The organism is Streptomyces sp. NPDC037288, from assembly GCF_055603265.1.
In genome coordinates this window covers 200,400-215,447 of record NZ_JBVJVY010000010.1, presented here as the reverse complement: position 1 = coordinate 215,447, position 15,048 = coordinate 200,400, and the positions used below count along the sequence as shown (strand labels likewise).

At 71.0% G+C, this 15,048-nt stretch carries 15 protein-coding genes and 4 pseudogenes; 10 read left to right on the top strand and 9 right to left on the bottom strand.

The genetic code is table 11. From position 1 onward, the window contains the following. Positions 1–165: 165 nt before the first annotated feature. On the bottom strand, positions 166–1,311 hold the full coding sequence (locus ACZ7GZ_RS15360; RefSeq protein WP_471024370.1) for a baeRF2 domain-containing protein: 1,146 nt from the start codon (positions 1,309–1,311) through the stop codon (positions 166–168). A 134-nt stretch (positions 1,312–1,445) separates the two neighbouring features. On the opposite strand from ACZ7GZ_RS15360, the gene ACZ7GZ_RS15355 reads away from it, so the two are divergent. The 3 genes from ACZ7GZ_RS15355 to ACZ7GZ_RS15345 all read left to right on the top strand — a co-directional run bounded on the left by ACZ7GZ_RS15355 (position 1,446) and on the right by ACZ7GZ_RS15345 (position 4,901). Beyond that, on the top strand, positions 1,446–1,607 hold the full coding sequence (locus ACZ7GZ_RS15355) for a hypothetical protein (protein WP_471024369.1): 162 nt from the start codon (positions 1,446–1,448) through the stop codon (positions 1,605–1,607). Positions 1,608–1,884: 277 nt separating this feature from the next. Beyond that, positions 1,885–2,580, top strand: coding sequence for a GAF and ANTAR domain-containing protein (locus tag ACZ7GZ_RS15350; RefSeq protein ID WP_471024368.1), 696 nt, complete (start codon positions 1,885–1,887; stop codon positions 2,578–2,580). A gap of 212 nt (positions 2,581–2,792) precedes the next feature. Further along, a complete protein-coding gene (locus ACZ7GZ_RS15345; RefSeq protein WP_471024367.1) occupies positions 2,793–4,901 on the top strand; it encodes a SpoIIE family protein phosphatase in 2,109 nt (702 codons plus the stop codon). Positions 4,902–5,325: 424 nt separating this feature from the next. Here ACZ7GZ_RS15345 and ACZ7GZ_RS15340 read toward each other — a convergent pair whose 3' ends face one another. Continuing rightward, a complete protein-coding gene (locus ACZ7GZ_RS15340) occupies positions 5,326–5,544 on the bottom strand; it encodes a hypothetical protein (protein ID WP_471024365.1) in 219 nt (72 codons plus the stop codon). Between the two features lie 196 nt (positions 5,545–5,740). Between ACZ7GZ_RS15340 and ACZ7GZ_RS15335 the strand changes: the two genes are divergently transcribed. Continuing rightward, entirely contained in the window at positions 5,741–6,961 is a 1,221-nt protein-coding gene (locus tag ACZ7GZ_RS15335; RefSeq protein ID WP_471024364.1) for a metallophosphoesterase, read from the top strand. 330 nt (positions 6,962–7,291) lie between these two features. Here the strand turns inward: ACZ7GZ_RS15335 and ACZ7GZ_RS15330 are convergent, their stop codons facing one another. Then, on the bottom strand, positions 7,292–8,134 hold the full coding sequence (locus ACZ7GZ_RS15330; RefSeq protein ID WP_471024363.1) for a trypsin-like serine peptidase: 843 nt from the start codon (positions 8,132–8,134) through the stop codon (positions 7,292–7,294). A 626-nt stretch (positions 8,135–8,760) separates the two neighbouring features. Here ACZ7GZ_RS15330 and ACZ7GZ_RS15325 point away from each other — a divergent pair. The 4 genes and pseudogenes from ACZ7GZ_RS15325 (at position 8,761) to ACZ7GZ_RS15310 (ending at position 11,350) form a co-directional block, all read left to right on the top strand. Further along, on the top strand, positions 8,761–10,029 hold the full coding sequence (locus ACZ7GZ_RS15325; RefSeq protein WP_471024361.1) for a S53 family peptidase: 1,269 nt from the start codon (positions 8,761–8,763) through the stop codon (positions 10,027–10,029). A gap of 140 nt (positions 10,030–10,169) precedes the next feature. Then, positions 10,170–10,586: pseudogene (locus ACZ7GZ_RS15320) on the top strand (HAD-IC family P-type ATPase); the annotation flags it as partial. A 40-nt stretch (positions 10,587–10,626) separates the two neighbouring features. Next, positions 10,627–10,916: pseudogene (locus ACZ7GZ_RS15315) on the top strand (ATP-binding protein); the annotation flags it as partial. A 41-nt stretch (positions 10,917–10,957) separates the two neighbouring features. Continuing rightward, a complete protein-coding gene (locus tag ACZ7GZ_RS15310; protein WP_471024381.1) occupies positions 10,958–11,350 on the top strand; it encodes an SCO5389 family protein in 393 nt (130 codons plus the stop codon). Positions 11,351–11,363: 13 nt separating this feature from the next. Here ACZ7GZ_RS15310 and ACZ7GZ_RS15305 read toward each other — a convergent pair whose 3' ends face one another. The 5 genes and pseudogenes from ACZ7GZ_RS15305 to rpmG all read right to left on the bottom strand — a co-directional run bounded on the left by ACZ7GZ_RS15305 (position 11,364) and on the right by rpmG (position 13,945). Further along, positions 11,364–12,116 (bottom strand): class I SAM-dependent methyltransferase, encoded by a 753-nt coding sequence (locus tag ACZ7GZ_RS15305; protein WP_471024360.1) that lies wholly within the window; start codon positions 12,114–12,116, stop codon positions 11,364–11,366. A 20-nt stretch (positions 12,117–12,136) separates the two neighbouring features. Next, positions 12,137–12,331, bottom strand: a pseudogene (rpsR, locus tag ACZ7GZ_RS15300) (30S ribosomal protein S18); the annotation flags it as partial. 20 nt (positions 12,332–12,351) lie between these two features. Beyond that, on the bottom strand, positions 12,352–13,521 hold the full coding sequence (locus tag ACZ7GZ_RS15295) for a CobW family GTP-binding protein (protein ID WP_471024358.1): 1,170 nt from the start codon (positions 13,519–13,521) through the stop codon (positions 12,352–12,354). Then, positions 13,518–13,775, bottom strand: coding sequence for a type B 50S ribosomal protein L31 (locus ACZ7GZ_RS15290; protein WP_471024357.1), 258 nt, complete (start codon positions 13,773–13,775; stop codon positions 13,518–13,520). Before ACZ7GZ_RS15290 ends, ACZ7GZ_RS15295 begins: the two co-directional genes overlap by 4 nt. Positions 13,776–13,780: 5 nt before the next feature. Beyond that, positions 13,781–13,945 (bottom strand): 50S ribosomal protein L33, encoded by a 165-nt coding sequence (rpmG, locus tag ACZ7GZ_RS15285; protein ID WP_471024356.1) that lies wholly within the window; start codon positions 13,943–13,945, stop codon positions 13,781–13,783. A gap of 81 nt (positions 13,946–14,026) precedes the next feature. Between rpmG and rpmB the strand changes: the two genes are divergently transcribed. Beyond that, a complete protein-coding gene (gene rpmB, locus ACZ7GZ_RS15280) occupies positions 14,027–14,263 on the top strand; it encodes a 50S ribosomal protein L28 (protein ID WP_471024354.1) in 237 nt (78 codons plus the stop codon). Further along, positions 14,263–14,568, top strand: a complete 306-nt coding sequence (gene rpsN, locus ACZ7GZ_RS15275; RefSeq protein ID WP_471024353.1) for a 30S ribosomal protein S14 — start codon at positions 14,263–14,265, stop codon at positions 14,566–14,568. The genes rpmB and rpsN overlap by 1 nt, the downstream gene beginning before the upstream one ends. A gap of 86 nt (positions 14,569–14,654) precedes the next feature. Here rpsN and ACZ7GZ_RS15270 read toward each other — a convergent pair. Then, positions 14,655–15,008: pseudogene (locus tag ACZ7GZ_RS15270) on the bottom strand (hypothetical protein); the annotation flags it as partial. Positions 15,009–15,048: the final 40 nt, after the last annotated feature.

The following is a 15,048-nucleotide window of genomic DNA, read 5'->3' as shown; positions in this document are numbered from 1 at the left end:
CCGCCTGCCGGGCAGGGAGCGGAATCCCTATCGACACACGCCCCGGGGCGCACGCCCCAACACTGATCGGCTACACCACGAAGCGGGACGCCATCGAGGGCTGACGGGGTTGCTGCCTCGCTCCATGTCCGACACTTCCTCTTCCTTCTCCGTACTCCGCCGTCGTCACACGGCAGTCGGCTCGTACGTCCAGCGCAGCAGCGCGCCCAGACCGCCTGCCGGAACATCCTCCGCAGCGTCCCCACCGGAGGGGGGAATGATCAGTACGTCGGCGGCGGTCACGGCTGCCGCCCGCAGCAGCGCGTCGTCGGCCCGTACCGCGACCGGATCGCTCTCGCCCGGGGTCTGTACGTCGCTCCGCCGCGTCGCGACCCGGTCAGGCTCGCCGCCCACCCACGTCTCACGGGCCAGATCCGCCCCGTCGGGCCGGATGAGCAGCGTGTCGATGCGATGCTCCCGGGCGGCTTCCACCAGGGCCGGGACGCCTTCCACCGCGTCCGTGGGCCTGTCCGTGCCCACCCGTCCGGCACGGAAGCGGTCGAGCGCCTCCTCGAAGCGGTGACGGGTGTGCTCCTGCCGGGCATGCTCGATGGCCTCTTCGAGCACTGCGGAGGAGGAACCGGCGGCGCGGCCGCCGTGCTCGGTCTCCACCGTGACCCGGCGGACAGCCTCGGGAAGCCGTTCGTGCACGGCAGGCCGTTCGCGGGGGTCACCGACCAGGACGACCAGGTCGGCACGGCACTCCTCGTACGCCGAGCTCAGTGCTTCGGCGATCTCGCCGGCATTGTGCTCCCAGGTGTCCTCGACCTTGAGCTGGAAATGCCGCTCGGACCAGTCGGCCGAGGCCGTACGGTGAACCGGCCACTGCCGCCCCTCGACCTGCCCGGCGTCCTGCGGGCCGGCCGCCCCGCGCACTTCGAAGTCGGCACCGGTCCGATCGATGTAGGCCACGAGACAGACCGGGTCCTGACCGCACAGTTCCAGCAGCGGCGTCAGGCGAGGCAGAGCGGCCCAGCAGGCGATCTGGCCCTGCGGCGGCCGGGCAAGACGATGGCTGAGCACCACTTCACCTCCGGCGGCGAAGACCACCCGCCCCGCCGGGTCCTGCGCGGGGCTGATGCTCATCAGGGCGTCGCGCACCGCCTGGGTGGTCGCCGCGTCAGCGCCCTGCTCCTCCAGGCTCGCGCATGCTTCCCGCACGGACAGTTCACGCCGCTTCGCCGCCGCCTCGTCGTTCTGACCAGGGTCGAAATACACGGTGCCCCAGGGGCCGGTGCGGTCGAAGAGCGGTTCCAGGAATGACAACAGCACTGTTCCTCCTCATGGGTCCCGTTCCCGGGCCGAGTGCCCGGAGCCCGACGACGGACACGTGGTACGACAGGCCGCGAAGCGGCCAGGTCGTCGAGCCCCTCATTCGAGCCGCGAGGTTACGCTCGCCGCGATCAATGCCCGCCAAGGTCGTCTGCTCCTCCTGCGGTGAACCACTGCACCAACAGGACGTCGCGGTGCGGACCGGACCCGGCTACCCGGCCCGGCTCCTCGACAGCCCCGACATACAGGCGCGCTGCGCCATGGGGGGGCACCCCGAGCGACTCGCCAACACGTGAACCGCGTCCGTCGACTCGGCCGTGCCCGTACCGCGGCACGCGTCACCTCCACCGCCCGCCGTCCTGGCCCCGACGGCACAGCGAAAGCTCCGGCCGGAGAGCGACTGAACGGCGGCACGACGACCATCGAGGTGGCCGTGGTGCACAGGGCGTGACCGCCGCGTGATACCGCGGGAGCTGCGGGTATCAGCACTGGCGAGACCCGGCCCATGGAACGGCTTGCCGTGGGAGGTGACAGGCAGTGGACCGGTTTGGTGACAGTCAGCGGACCCTGGACATGATCGAATGGCTCCTGGAGACAGCCTCCGTCCGAGAGTTCCTGCAGCATCTCGTCGACGATGCCGTCGGCGTCTCGGCCGCGGACGGATGTGGTGTGACGGTGCAACGGCGCGGACGGCCGCTGACCGTGGTCAGCACCGGAGGCGTGGCGGACAAGCTGGACGAGAAACAGTACGGCCAGGACGACGGCCCCTGCCTGCGGGCGCTGCGGACCGGGCAGATCGTGGACGTGCCCGACACGCTGGAGGAGACCCGCTGGGGTTCCTATCCGGGGTTCGCGGCCGACCTGGGCATCCGGTCCTCGCTGTCCCTGCCCGTCCGGGTGCGCAGCCACACGGCCGGGGCGCTGAACTTCTACGCCGCGGACCCCGACGCCTTCTCCGAGGACGACCGGCACGCGCTGGTGTCGTTCGCCGCACAGGCCGGCGGCGGCATCGCCCTGGCGCAGCGCCTGGCCGACTCGGAGGAGTTCACCCGCGACCTGCAGACCGCGCTGGCCTCCCGGAGCGTCATCGACCAGACCATAGGCTCCCTCATGCAACAGCGCCGGTGCACCGCGGAGGAGGCGTTCGACCTGCTGCGCCGACTGTCCCAGGAGACCAACCTCAAGCTCCGCGACGTCTGTGCCCGTCTGCTCACCGACCTGACCGGCCGGCCCCCGACACCACGGCCGCCGCTGCGGCCGCGACCGTGATCCCATGGCGGCTCGGTGTTGTGGATGCGCCTGTCCGGAGGGCCCCCTGCTCTGTAGGGTTGTAGGTGAGGTCACGCCGCACCGGCTGATGTGCCGGTGTGGAGGCGGCGACCGCGCTGGAGACGTTCCTTCGGAGACTGGGCTCCGTAGCCCCGGTGGCACGGCGACACGACGCCCATGACGAGGCCGGTCGGCCCACGAAGGAGCCTCTGGTGAACACCGGCAACGGCTACGACAGCGCCTCCGTCATGCAGTGGCTGCTGGAAACAGAGTCGCTGGAGGACTTCCTCCAGACGCTGGCCGACGCGGCTGTGGAGCTGACCGGTGCCGAGGGAGCCGGTGTCACCATCGAACGCGAGCACCGGCCCCTCACCGTCGTCAGTGCCGGCCCGGTGGCGCCGAAGCTGGACGAGAAGCAGTACGGTCAGGACGACGGCCCCTGCCTGCAGTCCGCCCGCACCGGCGCGGAAGTCCTGGTCGACGACATGCTCGGGGAGACGCGCTGGGGTGACTACCCCGCCTACGCCGTGGCCTGTGGGATCCGCTGCTCGCTCTCCCTGCCGATCGCCGCCCGTACGCACACCGCCGGCGCGCTGAACCTGTACGCCGCCCCGCCCGCCGCGTTCGAGAACGCCGATCTCAGCATGCTGCGCTCCCTGGCCGCTCAGGCCACCGGCGCCATCGCACTGGCCCAGCGCATCGCCGACGCGCAGGCGTTCGCCGAGCAGATGCGGACGGCGATGAGTTCCCGCTCGGTCATCGACCAGGCTCTCGGGGTGGTCATGGGCCAGCGCCGCTGCACGGCCGACGAAGCCTTCGACATCCTGCGTTCCGCCTCCCAGCACCGCAACGTCAAACTCCGCGACCTGTGCACCGAACTGATCACCAACCTCTCCGGCCGCCCCCCACCAGCCCAGAACTGCGGCCCCGACCATGAGCGTCCCGACCTGTGCGCCAAGTGCCGCGGCGCCGACCGGTGGCCGGCCGCCCCGCACGCCGGGGCTTCGTCGGCGGGTGCCCTACCGCGTGGCGCCGATCGAACACCTGGGTCTCGCCGCGGGCAGGACCCGAGCGTGCGTCGCCGGCACGGGCGGGCGCCGCCACGAGGGGCGGTGCCTGTGAACCCCGCGGCGCTGGGGCGGGTACTGAGCCGACTGCTGGAGGTCAGTCACAGGGCGACGTTCGAGCAGCTGCCCGGTCTGCTCGACGCCGCTGCCCGGGACGTGGGCGCCGGTGGGGCGCGGCTGTTCGTGGCGGACCTGCAGGAGGACGTGCTGCGGGAGGTCACGGGTGTCGGGCCGGACGCCGGCCACGGCGGGCACGTGGCACATATCGAAGGCACCCTGGCCGGCCGCACCTACCAGACACTCCAGATCACCGCACCGCCCGCCGGAGGCCCCTGCTGGACGCCGGTACTGGACGGCACCGAACGCCTGGGCGTCCTGCGCGTCGACCCGCTCCCCGGCACGGCCGCAATGCCCGGCCACGACGTCGTGCAGGCGCTGGCGTCGATGGCGGGACTGCTGCTGGTCTCCAAGCGGAGCAACAGCGATTCCCACGCCCGGCTCACCCGGACCCGGGAGATGGGCGCATCGGCGGAACTGCAGTGGGCGCTCATGCCGCCGCGTACCTTCGCCAACGACCGGGTCACGATCAGCGCCGTGATGGAACCCGCCTACCGGGTGGCCGGGGACACCTTCGACTACGCCATCGCCGGCGACACCGCGCACCTGAAAATCTTCGACGCCATGGGCCACGACACCTCGGCCGGCCTGACCGCGTCCCTGGCCATGGCCACCTGCCGCAGCCACCGCCGCTCGGGCGCGTCGCTCGCCGCCACCAGTCAGGCCATCGATGAAGCTCTGACCGAGCAGTTCGGCCACACCCGCTATGTCACCGGCATCCTCGCCGACCTCGACCTGACCACCGGAAAGCTCAGCTGGATCAACCGAGGACACCTGCTGCCCGTGGTCATCCGCGGCGGGCGCTGGGCCACCACCCTGCGCTGCCCGCCGGCCGCACCCATGGGCACCGGCCTGGACCTGCCCGTCCGGGTGTGCGTCGACCACTTGGAGCCCGGCGACCGGCTGCTGCTGTTCACCGACGGCATCACCGAAGCCCGCGACGCCCAAGGCGCGCTGTTCGGCCTGGAGCGCTTCACCGACTTCCTCATCCGCCAGCACGCCGACGGCCTGCCCGTCGCCGAGACCCTGCGCCGCCTGATCCACGCCGTCCTCGAGCACCACGACGGCCGACTGGACGACGACGCCACCGTCCTGTTCTGCGAATGGCACGGCAAACACCCCGATCGCTCCCCCTGACCGGGGTACCCGGGCGGCGAAGCAGAGCCCGGTAGGAGAGGCGTCATGGCTCAGCCTCCAGGTCCTCGCCCGGCCCGCACCAGCCGGGCCACCTGAACGGATCCAGGCGTAACGTCGAAGATGTGAGGACGGGAGGTGTGACGGCCCCCGCCCTCACCCGGAGCACGCACCCAGCCCGACCATGCCCGTTGAACATCGTCCGGCCTGGCCCCGTCGGCGACAGCGTCCGGACGGCAATCACCGTCGCCTGGTCCACGGCGGCACCACCGCGGCGACGCTCAGCAGATCGAGCAGGCCGGTAGGTGACGAGCCCGCACCGGTCAAGCGCCGGCCCCGGCCCTTCCGTCAGACGCCCCTTTCGCCCATACGCCGTTCTCCTCTCCCACTCGGTGGGAGCGCGCCGGATCGGCGACTTTCTGCCTCCTCAGTCCATAGTCACCGGGTTCGGGCCCACTGTCTCGAGATGGTCGCCCACCGCCACCCGGCGCCACCGCCGCGCACCGGCCGCCCCGTCGTCGTACGCCGCAGCGAACTCCTCACCGCCTGGCTCCGCCGCCCTGTGCCTCACGCGCTCGTCCGTACCCCGGACCTGGCCGCCGACGCCCGCCGCGGCCTGCGTGAAGCCCTCGTCCGTGATAGCCACTCTCAGCCTGGATGAACAGCGCCCGCGGACAGCGTCCTGATGGCGGCTGATGCCAAGGGAGGTGTCTGCGGTGGGATCTTGCCATCCGGTAGAGAACCCTTCGCCCCAAGGGGCCACGCTCATGAACGCCGGTCCGGCCGGCCCGAAGGCGACCGGATACAGTGCGCGAGACGGCAGCCTGTCAGGGAGGGGAAGCGTGACCGACACCAGCAGCACCCGGCCCGCCGAGGGTGAAGCGCAAGCGGCGCGGCAGAGCCGACTGCACCGCCTGATGCGCTACATCCCGCTGATCGCCCCCGTCCTGCTGTGGGCCGTGCCCTGCTGGGTGCTCCTGTACACCGGCCAGCACTGGCCGCTGCCTGTCACGCTTGCCGGCACCGCCCTGTTCGTCCTCGGCCTGATATGCATGCCGCTCGCGATGGTGCGCGGCCACGGCCGGCGTCAGCAGGACCGGGCGGCGATCGTCGGTGACACCCTGCTGGGCACCAGCTGGGTTCTGTTCACCTGGTCCGTTCTGCTCGGCGTCTTCTTGCGGCTCGCCCTGACCGTGGCCGGCGTCGGCGAGAGTCAGGACCGGGCCAGAATCGTCACGTGGGCCGTCCTCGGCACAACCGCCGTGCTGCTCGGCTGGGGGTACGCCGAGGCCCGCCGCGTGCCACGCGTGCGTCGACTCGACGTGCAACTGCCCCGACTGGGTGCCGGGCTGGACGGCCTCCGCGTCGTCCTCATCACCGACACCCACTACGGCCCGCTCGATCGTGCCCGCTGGTCGGCACGGGTGTGCGAGACGGTGAACACCCTGGAAGCCGACCTGGTCTGCCACACCGGCGACATCGCGGACGGCACGGCCGAACGCCGCCGCGCCCAGGCCGCCCCACTCGGAACCGTGCGGGCCACCCGGGCCCGTGTCTACGTCACCGGCAACCACGAGTACTACAGCGAGGCCCAGGGCTGGGTCGACCTGATGGACGAGCTGGGCTGGGAGCCGCTGCGCAACCGCCATCTGCTGCTCGAACGCGGAGGCGACACCCTCGTGGTCGCCGGCGTGGACGACGTCACCGCCGAGTCCTCCGGCCTGGCAGGCCACCGCGCCCACCTCGCCGGGGCCCTGAACGGCGCCGATCCCGACCTGCCCGTCCTGCTCCTGGCACACCAGCCCAAGTTCGTCGACCGGGCGGCAGCCGCCGGCATCGACCTCCAGCTCTCCGGCCACACCCACGGCGGTCAGATCTGGCCCTTCCACCACCTCGTCCGCATCGACCAGCCCGCCGTCGCCGGCCTCAGCCACCACGGCACCCGCACCCTCCTCTACACCAGCCGCGGCACCGGCTTCTGGGGCCCGCCCTTCCGCGTCTTCGCCCCCAGCGAGATCACCCTGCTCGTGCTCCGCTCCCCGCACCCGCCCACCTCGCCGTAGCACCGGGCAGGCCAACACATCCCCTTGGAGCAGTCCACCACTGGACGTAACGGGGAGCGTAGAGACGCCTCAAGGCGTTGCGGTTCTCACGGGCCAAGGACTACGACCTGGTTCGGCGCGGGGAGTTCCCGTGCCGCGTGATACGCATCGAGCGTAGACACACGTGTCGTTACAGCGTCCTTGCTCCGTGTACTCGAAAGCAGGAGCCGGAGTACAACGGTGTCCGCGTCGGACGCTGCATGCCGCCGTAGCCCGCCGCGCGAGGAAGCCCCGCCGGAAGCACTACCGGAGTACGGCTCTTCGCCGTGAGCGGATGCGGATGAAGTGGGCTCAGTCCTCGTCCTGGGCGCGTCGGTGGAGCTTCGCGATGTCGTCGTCGAAGTACGCGGCGTAGGAGACATCATCCTGGTCGCCGCCACCCTCGTGGCCGCCCAGGACGCCGATGACCGTGCCGGTGTGGCTCTTGGGGTCGTAGTCGGCGAGCCAGGGGCTGCCGCTGGTCCCGTCCCCGAGGTCGGTGCACCGGATGCGCAGCTGGGTGTCGCTGAACTTCGTGGTGTGGTTCTGGCATGAGATCGGGGTGTCACGGCTGGTGGGATAGCCGGTGATCTCGACCTTGTTGCCGAAGCCGCGGTTTGTGCCGAGGGCGTTGCCGCCCAGGAGGTCCTGGATGTCCTTGCCGTCCTTCTGGTCGAGGACGAGGAAGGCGACGTCGAGGTCCTCGTCCTGCGACTTGGCCCAGCGGTCATCGACGACCACCTTGCTCACCTTCCACAGGCCGGTGGGCTCGTCGCCGTTGCGGTAGCCGGGGGCGAAGACCAGGTCGTTCACCGGCTGCCCGGAGTCGGCGTCGAAGGCGCAATGGGCCGCGGTGATCAGCATGTTCCGGCCCGGACTCTGCACCACGCTCGCCGTGCAGAAATGGGCGCCCTGGTCATCCTTCTCGAAGACCGCGCCGATCCGGGCGTTCTCCTCGGTCCTGCGGGGGGTGTACGCGTTGCCGTCCTCGGCCGGGGCCGTAGCGGGGAGGTCCTGGTCCTGGTCCCGCGGGGACCGGCCCGGCTCGCCGGACTTGCCGAAACCGCCGCGCCCGCCGCTTCCGGCCGTATGGGTTACCGCCGTGGCGTCGCCCACCACTGCGGCTGCCGCGACGATGACCAGCGTCAGGGGCAAGACGGATTTCCTGGCTAGCGAGCGCACAAGGTCATTATCGACGCGGGCCGGGCATCCGGGAGGTGCTTCACCGGGAGGCTCCCGTCACAATCCGCCGTCCCCAAGACACCGGCCTGCCAGCCCACACCCGCAAGGACCTGGACACCGTCACCGCCGAGCTCAATAGCCGCCCACGCAAGGCGCTGAAGGTGAAGGTGACCCATGGATCACTTCGTACAGGAGCTGGCGCGGATGATGCGCGACGCCGAGGAGAACACGCTTTCCGCTCGACCGAGCCGTCCTTCTTCCACAGCCACAGCAGCCCCGACGACTCGTTCAGGCCCGTCCGCATCTCGTGGGCAGGGCGAGGAACATGCGGGCACACCACCATCAAGGGCGGTTCACTCGCTCACCTCGGCAGCCTCACAAGACCTGCATTGGCATGACCTTGACCAGCGGAAGACGGCGGCCGCATGGTGAACCAACCGGCCCGCAGCTGACCTGACATGCCGTCTGTCAACGCTGTTTCTCGTCATGTGGCCCTTCCCAACCGCCTGAAGCCGCACGGAGGCTTGATGCACCGACGCGAGATACCCTCCGGATCCCTGGTGATCCACCGCCATCAATCGAGACGCCGGACACGGAGGATGGCAGCCGGCCTGACGGCGATGCTCACCCTCACCGTCACTGCCCTCACCGTCGGCCTGGCCACCGGTGTCCAGGCCGACGCGCTCTCGTCCACCCCGCGCGCGTCCACCGCCGCGGGTACGCCGGGCTTCGGCTGTTTCCATCCCTTGCACGCGGGACAAGCCCGCTGTTTCGGCGTCCTGAAGGCCCACCGCACCACCTCGGGCCGCATGTCACCGTTCACCACCGGATCCCCGACCACGATGGGGTACGTACCGTCCGAGCTGCGTTCCGCCTACAAACTGGGCGGTACCTCGGGATCGGGCCGGACGGTGGCCATCGTCGACGCCATGGACGACCCGAAAGCCGAATCCGACCTGGCCGCCTACCGCAGGGCCTACGGTCTGCCGTCGTGCACCACCGCGAACGGCTGCTTCCACAAGGTGAACCAGAACGGCCACGCATCGCCGCTGCCCTCCGGTGACCACGGTTGGGCCGAGGAGATCAGCCTCGACCTCGACATGGTCTCGGCGACATGCCCTGGCTGCCACATCCTCCTGGTCGAGGCAAAGTCGGCGAACGTCCCGGATCTCATGACGGCCGAGGACACCGCCGCCACCACACCGGGCGTCGTCTCCGTCTCCAACAGCTGGGGTGGGTCCGAGGACAACACCGTCACCTCCCTCGACCCGCACTTCAAGCACCCCGGCGTCGCGATCACGGCAAGCTCGGGCGACTCCGGTTACGGCGTCTCCTGGCCGGCCTCCTCCCCGTACGTCACCGCCGTGGGCGGCACCTCGCTGAGCAAGGCGTCCAACTCCCGCGGCTGGACCGAGACCGCGTGGAGCGGCGCGGGCTCGGGCTGCTCGGCGTACGAGGCCAAGCCGTCCTGGCAGCACGACTCCGGATGCGCCAAGCGCGCCGTCGCCGACGTGGCCGCCGTCGCCGATCCCCACACCGGGGTGGCGGTCTACGACACGTACAACAGCTGCGGCGGCGCGTTGTTGTGCGACACCGAGCTGCAACTCGGTCTCGCACAGGGTGCCGACGGATGGGTCGAAGTCGGCGGCACCAGCGTGTCGTCACCGATCATCGCGAGCGTCTACGCACTGGCCGGAAACACCTCTCAGGTCGCCAACGGCGCGTATCCGTACAGCCACAGGTCGGCGCTCAACGACGTCACGTCGGGCAGCAACGGCTCCTGCGGCGGCACCTACCTGTGCACCGCCGGTCCGGGATACGACGGCCCGACGGGCCTCGGCACACCCCACGGCACCGGCGCCTTCTGACGGCGGCGCCCTCCGGCCGACAAGGGCTGGGCCCGCGTCGCACCACTGCGGCGCGGGCCCAGCCCCCGCCTTCTCCCAGCCCTCCAGCGGGCCGTAGACCACACGCTCTATGCAGTGCCTGGCCAGCCGGATACGGAATGGTGGTGGCCGACGGCACGCCGGCCGGAGTCCTGGGCATCGCCGACCGGCTGCGCCCGGACGCCACCGCCACCGTCGCCTCCCTCACCGCGCTCACCGGCACCGCGCCGACGCTGGTCACCGGCGTCAATCCCCGCGCCGCCGCCCGCCTGGCCGCCGAGGCCGGCATCACCGACGTCCGCGCAGGACTGCTCCCGCAGGACAAGGTGGCCGCGGTCCGGGAGCTGGAGCGGGCCGGCCGCAAGGTCCTCGTCGTGGGCGACGGCGTCAACGACGCGCCCGCCCTGGCCGCCGCCCACACCGGCATCGCTATGGGCCGGGCCGGCTCGGACCTGGCCCTGGAGACCGCCGACGCGGTGATCGTCCGCGACGAACTGGCCACCGTGCCCGCCGTGGTGGCCCTGTCCCGCCGGGCCCGCCTCCGACCTGCCGTGGAGCGGATACCGCACGGAGCACAGCCACGTGGGCGACGGCCTCATCGCCCACTGCGAGCAGTCCTCTTACGTCCGCGCCCAGGAACAGGGCCGCAGCCACGGTGAGCGGAGCCGCACAACACCCGCACCCTGGACCTGCTGCGCACGGCTGTGGACGCCCGCACCAAGGACTGGGCGGCCTTCCAGAAGCACGCCGTGGAGTTCCACCTGCGCAACGCCACCGCCTGGGCCGACGAGGCCACCGGCCAGGACCTCACCAGCCAGGTCGACCCGGACTTCCAGCACGGTCCCGCGGCACTGGCCGCCCCCGCCTGACCCCCCACCGCCCCGAGAACCAGAGAACAGGACAGCCCTTCATGTCGCTCGACGTCTCCCCGCAGCTGCTCGCCGAGGGCGAGAACGGCGAGGTGCGAGAGGAGGACTTCGTGGAAAGGGTACGCACGTCCCTGCCGTACGCCTACGATCTCATCGCCCGCCTGGTGCACGAACTGCGCCGCGGCACCGCGGAGTTCGCCGACAACCAGACTCCGCCGCTTTCCGAGAAGGAGCGCGGCCAGCTGCTGCGCGCCCTGTCCAGTGACGCCATCCGCGGCAGCCTGGAACGCCACTCCGGCATCGCCCTCGCCTTCCAGAACTGCCACCGCGTCGCCGCCTTCCACCCCGAGGCACGCGGCGGAGACACCCGCACCCGTTTCACTTCCCAGCACGCGCAGATCCTCAACCAGTCACCGGAGTTGCGCGACTGCTGAGCCACGCGCCAGGTCAGCGGATCGCGACGACGACGCAGCTGTCGCCGTACTGCCAGACGGCGCCGGCCCGCCCGAACCCCGCCTGCCGCAGCAGGCGGATGTGGTCCGGCAGGGACAGGCGGGCGGCGCTGTCGGTGCCGGTGGCCGACTGCCGCTGGCGGCGCTCGGCGAGCAGGTCGGCCAGCTCCGCGTCCTCGGCGACGGCCGTCCACCAGGAAGCCCAGTCCTCCTGGGCGAGCACCCGCTGCCGCTCGGCCCGACGGCGCCCCACGTACCCCGCCACCTCGGCGAGCACGGCGAGCACGGCGTCATTCTGCGGGAGGTGGTCGCCGTTGACGAGGACGCCGCCCGGCCGCAGCAGCGCGGCGAGTACCCGGTAGACGCGGCGCAGCGTGTTCGGGTCCAGGTAGTGCAGGGCGGTCGTCGAAACGGCCGCCTCCAGGGGGCGGTCGGGGGCCAGGGCCTGCGTCCAGCCGTCCTCGCCGATCACCGTGTCGACGTAGCGGGCCGCGTCCGCGTGGTGGGTGCGGGCCAGCTCCAGCAGCAGGGGGTCCTGGTCCGCGGCCACGATGTCCGCGTGCGGCAGCCTGCGGGCCAGGCGGGCCGCCAGTGCTGTGGCGCGGCACCTGGACCAGTACGTGGGACTGGTCCGGGTGGCACCGATGACCCGGCGGCCACGGACCGGGCTGATCGCCGTCCGGACCGACCGACACCGGCGCGGCATCGCCCGGCGCTGCTGGCCCACGCGCTGGGTTCGCTGCCCCACTCGGGGACCGCCGCGGCATGGGCCTGCGCTGTCTGCCGCTGCTGCTGACGCGTCACGTGGGTCACCCGACGGCTGCGGATCTTTCCGCGGTCGGAGATGAACTTCCGCAGCAAGTCGGTGTCCTTGTAGTCGATGTAGGTGATGCCGGCGGCGTCCAGCGGGTTGGTGCGCTGACGCTTGGCAGTCTGACGCCGGATGCTTGTGCGTCGGGTCATGGTGAGGTCGGTCCTCTCTTTCAGGTCACGGGGTCGAGCAAGTCGTCAAAGGCGTGCGGCAGTTGCTTCCAGCGGTCCCTGCCCGCCGCGTACTCGTCGTCGGTGAGCAGGCATGAGTCGAGCAGGGCCGACAGGCCGTCGCGGTCCAGGCCGGGCGAGGTGAAGGTGAGGTACTGGCAGCGGTCACCGTGTTCGGCGTGCCAGTCCACGGAGGCGGCGAGGCGGCGCTCGGCGGGCACCATCTCCCAGGCGGCGTCGGGCAGAGCTGCCAGCCAGGGCCCGGCCGACTCCACGCACAGCGCGCCGCCGGCGGCGTCCCAGGACAGCAGGGTGTCGGGGCGGTCCGCCAGCCAGAACCGTCCACGGCTGCGGGCGGCGGCGCAGGTGAGGTCCTCAAGCGCCGCGTACAGGCGCTGCGGATGGAAGGGCCGTTCGCGCCGCCAGACGAAGGTGCTCACCCCGTGCTCGTCGCACGACTGCGGCAGCAGCGCGCACGCAGGATGCACACGGGCGGCGGCCGCTGCCACGTCGAAGCCCGCCAACAGCGCTGCGCCCAGGGCACCGGCGCTCTCCACCCGTACGATTCGTGCGCCTGGTGTGAGCTGGGCGAGCAGCGCGTGGTCGGTGTCGTCGGCGACCTCGTCGCAGGAATCGTCGTCGCCGAGCGCGATCACCGTGGGGTACTCCAGCTGCCGGGCGAAGGTGTCGGCGACCGTGCGCCGGTCGGTCGGCGCGGCGGCGAGGCCGACGTCGGCCAGATCGTCGCCGTTGGACAGGTACGGCAGGACGAGTGCCGGGTCGACCGCGGTGGCGACCCCGGTCAGGGCCAGCGGTGCGCCCGCGGCGGCGACGACTCCGGCCATGGCCTGGGGCTCGACGGAGTCCCACAGTTCCACGACGGCCAGCCGGTACGTTCCCTCCTGGGCGAGCCGCAGCAGTTCGGGGACGAGATCCTCGCGAAGTGCGCAGCACGCGCAGTCGTTCACCAGGGGTGCGTCGCCACTGCCCAGCAAACCGTCGGCGTCACGCACCGTCCGGCGCACCGCGCTGTCCACGGCGCACGTCAGGTCGTGGTGCAGCGCGACCGAGCCGGGGACCGTACGCAGGATCTGCGCTACGGCGGCCCTGCGGGCGTCGGCGTGCAACCCGCCGACGATCACCACCGGCAGCCGCGCCTGACCGCCGATCACTGCTTGCTCCGTCCGCGCCCGTAGCGCCGCTCGAAGCGCTCGACCCGCCCCGCGGTGTCCAGGACCCGCTGGGTGCCGGTGTAGAAGGGGTGGCTCGCCGAGGAGATCTCGACGTCGATGACCGGGTAGGTGTTTCCGTCCTCCCATTCGATGGTCTTGTCGCTCGTGGCCGTGGACCGGGTGAGGAAGGCGTAGTCGGCGGCCCGGTCACGGAAGACGACCGGGCGGTACTGGGGGTGGATTCCGGGCTTCACGGCTCTCAGCGCTCCTCACGGAAGTCGACGTGGCGGCGGGCGACCGGGTCGTACTTGCGCAGGGTGAGCCGGTCGGGGTTGTTGCGGCGGTTCTTGCGGGTCACGTAGGTGTAGCCGGTACCGGCGGTGGACCTCAGCTTGATGATCGGGCGCAGTTCGTTACGGGCCATGGACAGCACCATACAAGAGATTGGTTTTCATTTTCATCTGGCGCTAGTGTGCTGCTGCATCCACCCCAAGGAGGAACAGCCATGTCCGCCCACTGCCAACTCACCGGCCGACAGCCCGGATTCGGGCACCACATCTCCCGCTCGCACCGGCGCAGCAAGCGTCGCTTCGATCCGAACGTCCAAAGCAAGCGCTACTGGCTGCCGAGCGAAGGTCGCCACGTCCGGCTCACGCTCTCGGCCAAGGGCATCAAGACGGTCGACACGATCGGCATCGAGGCCGCGGTGGCCCGCATCCGCGCCCGGGGAGGGAAGATCTGATGGCGAAGAAGAGCAAGATCGCCAAGAACGAACAGCGGCGCCTCGTCGTGGCCCGCTACGCCGCGCGCCGGGCCGCGTTGAAGGCGATCATCGCGTTCCCCGGAAGCTCGGAGGAGGACCGCACTGCCGCCCAGCGGGAACTGCGCCGACAGCCCCGTGACGCCAGCGCCGTCCGCCTACGCAACCGCGACTCCGTGGACGGCCGCCCCCGTGGCTACCTGCGCGCCTTCGGTCTGTCCCGCATCCGCGTACGCGAGATGGCCCACGCGGGCGAGCTCCCTGGCGTGACCAACAGCAGTTGGTAACCCGGCACGCCAGGGACTCACAAGGTGGGTACGGCCTACCCCGCACGCGGACGGCTTCCGCGTGCGGGGTAGGCCGTACCGGACGATCAGACGGTCGTCAGGGCGGTGTCGTCCACGACGAAGCTGGTCTGCAGCGAGGAGTCCTCCACGCCGTTGAACTTCAGGGTGACCGTCTGGCCCGCCAGCGAGGACAGGTCGAAGGTCTTCTGCGCGTACCCGGAGTTGTGGTTGAGGTTCGAGTACGTCGCCAGGGTCTTCGAACCGGCGGTCACCGTCAGCTTGTCGTACGCGGTGCTGCCGGTGGTCTCCGAGGTGTCGATGTGCAGGTAGAAGGTGAGCGTGGCCTTGCAGCCGGCCGGGATCGTCACCGACTGGGACAGCGTGTCGGTGTGCGAGGAGCCGTAGCCGTCGAGCCAGGCGTAGTACGAGCCGCCGTGCGATCTTCTGGCGATGCTCGGGCTGAGACCACGGCACAGCCGT